This is a genomic window from Streptomyces griseorubiginosus, assembly GCF_017614965.1.
GTDB lineage: Bacteria > Actinomycetota > Actinomycetes > Streptomycetales > Streptomycetaceae > Streptomyces > Streptomyces griseorubiginosus_B.
In genome coordinates this window covers 1-3,156 of record NZ_WVUG01000527.1, presented here as the reverse complement: position 1 = coordinate 3,156, position 3,156 = coordinate 1, and the positions used below count along the sequence as shown (strand labels likewise).

At 73.8% G+C, this 3,156-nt stretch carries 2 protein-coding genes; both read right to left on the bottom strand.

Features of this window, described 5'->3' with window-relative positions:
• Positions 1–2,435 (bottom strand): PAS domain-containing protein (locus tag GRC12_RS43120; protein ID WP_208785894.1); only part of this gene is annotated, 2,435 nt, incomplete at its 3' end.
• Positions 2,436–2,805: 370 nt separating this feature from the next.
• Positions 2,806–3,156, bottom strand: a 351-nt coding sequence (locus tag GRC12_RS43115) for an SSI family serine proteinase inhibitor (protein WP_208785893.1), incomplete at its 5' end; no start/stop codon positions are given.

Sequence of the window (3,156 nt, the reverse complement as noted above, 5' to 3'; positions counted from 1 at the left end):
CCCCCGGCACCCGAACCTGCGGCACCCGCACTCACCGAGCCCGCGCCCGCCTCCACACTCGCACTCAAACCCCCACCGGCACTGGCGCCCGAAGCACCTCCCGGCGCCCGGTCCGCCTCCGCCGGAGGCAGGGCGAACACCGCGCGAGGTCCCGCCTCCTGCGCCGCCGCCCGCTCGTTCGCGGCGGCCAGCGCACGGCGCCGGCGCCCGGTCGGCTGGCTCCCCTCGCCTGCCTGGTCCGCCGGGACGGCCTGTCCGTCCCCGGCCCCGGCCTGCCCCGCCGATGACCCGGCCGGCGGCAGCGCCGCGGGCAACGCATGCTGTTCGCCCCCGTCACGCCGGGCGCGCCGTCCCGACGGTGCGGGTACGCCCTGGGGCGGTACCGTCCCGCCCAGCCCACTCCCGGCGGCAGCGGTCCCCGCGGCATGCTCGGCAGCCGTGACCACAGCACCCTCGGAGACCCCGGCACCGGGGCCTTCGGCTGATCGCCCGCGCCGGCGCCCGGTACCGTCGGCCACCTCGACCGCACCGGCACCTCCGGCACCCGTGGCGGCCGCCGCTGCCGCCGACTCCTCCACGGCACGCCTGCGGCGCCGGCCCGTCGGCGTGCCCGGCTCCGCCTCCGCCGCCGTACCGGATTCGGCGTCGCCGGAGTCCTCCGAGCCCTCGCCGTCCAGGAACGCGTCGACGGAGGATCGCCGGGCCCGGCGCCGGCCGCCGGAGGTGTCCTCGGCGGCCGGGAGCTCGGCGGGGCCCGCGGCCGGTACGGCTCCGGCGCCGCCGCCGATGGGCACCTCCAGGACGTACGCGCTGCCACTCATCCCCGGCACTTCATGGGTCTGCAGCACACCGCCGTGGGCGCGCACGATCCCGCGCACGATGGGCTCGTGCACCGGGTCTCCCCCGGCGTACGGCCCGCGCACCTCGATACGGACGACCTCGCCGCGCTGCGCCGCCGCGACGACGACCGTGTTGTCCATGTAACCGCCCGCGGACACGGGCGCGTTGCCGGTCGCGTCGACGCCGGCGACGTCCGCGACCAGATGGGCGAGCGCGCCGGCGAGGCGCTGCGGGTCGACCTCGGCCTCGATGGGCGGCGCGTGCACGGCGAACTGCACCCGACCGGGCCCGATGAGTTCCACGGCCCCGTCCACACCGGCGGCGACCACCGCGTCGAGCATGACCTTGGTGCGGGTGATCTGTTCGGCCCCGGCGTCGAGCCGCTGGTAGCCGAGGACGTTGTCGATGAGGGTGGTGATCCGCGAGTAGCCGGCGGACAGATGGTGCAGTACCTGGTTGGCCTCTGGCCACAGCTGTCCCGCGTCGTCGGCGGCCAGCGCCGCAAGCTCGCGGCGCAGTTCGTCCAGGGGCCCGCGCAGGGACCGCCCCAGCAGCGTCAGCAACTGCTCGTGCCGCCCGGCGAGGGCCTCGTACCGGTCCTTCTCGCGCTCGCCCAGCGCCGCGTACCGCTCCTCGCCGGCGGCGAGTTCCTCGTCGTGCCGCTCCTGCAGCTCCTCGAGCTCGGTGATGTGCTTCTGGCGCAGCGCGGTGAGCTCGGAGGCGTGTTCTTCCTCGAGCCGGTCCAGCTCCTCGGCGTGCCGTTTCTCCTGCGCGGCCTTTTCGTCGGCGAGGGCGTCGTAGGGCCGGCGGTCGGTGAAGGTCATGACGGCGCCGACGAGCTGGTCGCCGTCGCGCACCGGCGCGGTCGTCAGGTCGACGGAGACCCGGTCGCCGTTCTTGGCGAAGAGCACCTGCCCGCGCACCCGGTGTTTGCGTCCGGAGCGCAGGGTGTCGGCGAGCGGCGACTCGTCGTACGGGAAGGGGGAGCCGTCGGCGCGCGAGTGCAGGACGAGGGTGTGCAGTTCCTTGCCGCCGAGATCGCTGGCCCGGTAGCCCAGTATCTGCGCGGCGGCCGGATTGACCAGGACGATCCGTCCGTCGGTGTCGGTGCCGACCACGCCCTCGGCCGCGGCCCGCAGGATCATCTCGGTCTGCCGCTGCGAACGCGCCAGCTCGGCCTCGGTGTCCACGGTCCCGGTCAGATCGCGCACGACGAGCATCAGCAGCTCGTCGCCGCTGTAGCCGTAACCGTCGTACGCCTGCTGGCCGTTCTCCAGGTTGGCGCTGGTGACCTCGACCGGGAACTCGGTGCCGTCGGTGCGGCGGGCGACCATCCGGGTCGGCTTGGTCCGCCCGCGCGGGTCCATGTGGTCGGGCCGCCGCATGGACCCGGGAATGAGCTTGGAGTCGAACTGGGGCAGCAGGTCGAGCAGCCCGCGCCCGACCAGCGCGGTCCCGGGCGCCTCGAAGGCCTCGAGCGCGATGGTGTTGGCGTTGACGACGGTCCCGTTGGCGTTGACCAGCACCAACGCGTCGGGCAGCGCGTCCAGTATGGCTGCGAGGCGAGCAGCGCCTCGGGATGGCCTGCTGCTCACGAGACGCTTCCTCCCTGTTACCGCACCTTGCCGACCGCTCGGGCCATCTTGCCAACCTGCCCGCGACGTGTCACGCGAGGGAGTCTAAGGGCACCGATTGCGCCGACGACGCCGGATGAGAGGGAGGTCGCACGACGAAGTGAAGTAGAACGTGTGACCGCCTCCCCTGGCCTGCGCGACTTTACGGACCCCTGGTTTCCGCCATGGAAAGCCTGTGAGCACATTCATCGGCGCGACGGTCCTCCGGGACGGCGCGACGGTCTTCTCGGACGACACGACGGTCCTCCCGGATGGCGCGACGGTCCTCCGGACGAGGCAACCGTGCTTCCGGACGATTTGACCGACCGTCCTTGCTTTCCGCTGTCGGATGCTACGACCGCCCTTGCGAACGCAGATCGGGCAGCAACGGCACCATCCGGTCCCAGCGCGCGATCTCGCACCCGTCGCCACGGCTGTACGAGGCGTCCACCGGCCGCCCGGCCCAGGTCCCGGTGACATGGGCGGTGGCGGGGCCGCCGTACTGCATGGTGCACATGCTGCCGTCGGGGACCGGCGCGAAGGTCTCCCGGCCCCAGTGGGTCCCACGGTCGAGGGCCGCGCAGGCACCGGCCACGTCTGGGTGGTCGCCGCTGCCGGGGTGGCAGGACAGGTGGTACGTGCCGTCCCGGCCGGCACCCGCGTCCCGCACGGTGACGGTGAGGTGGTCGGGGCGGTCCTCGTC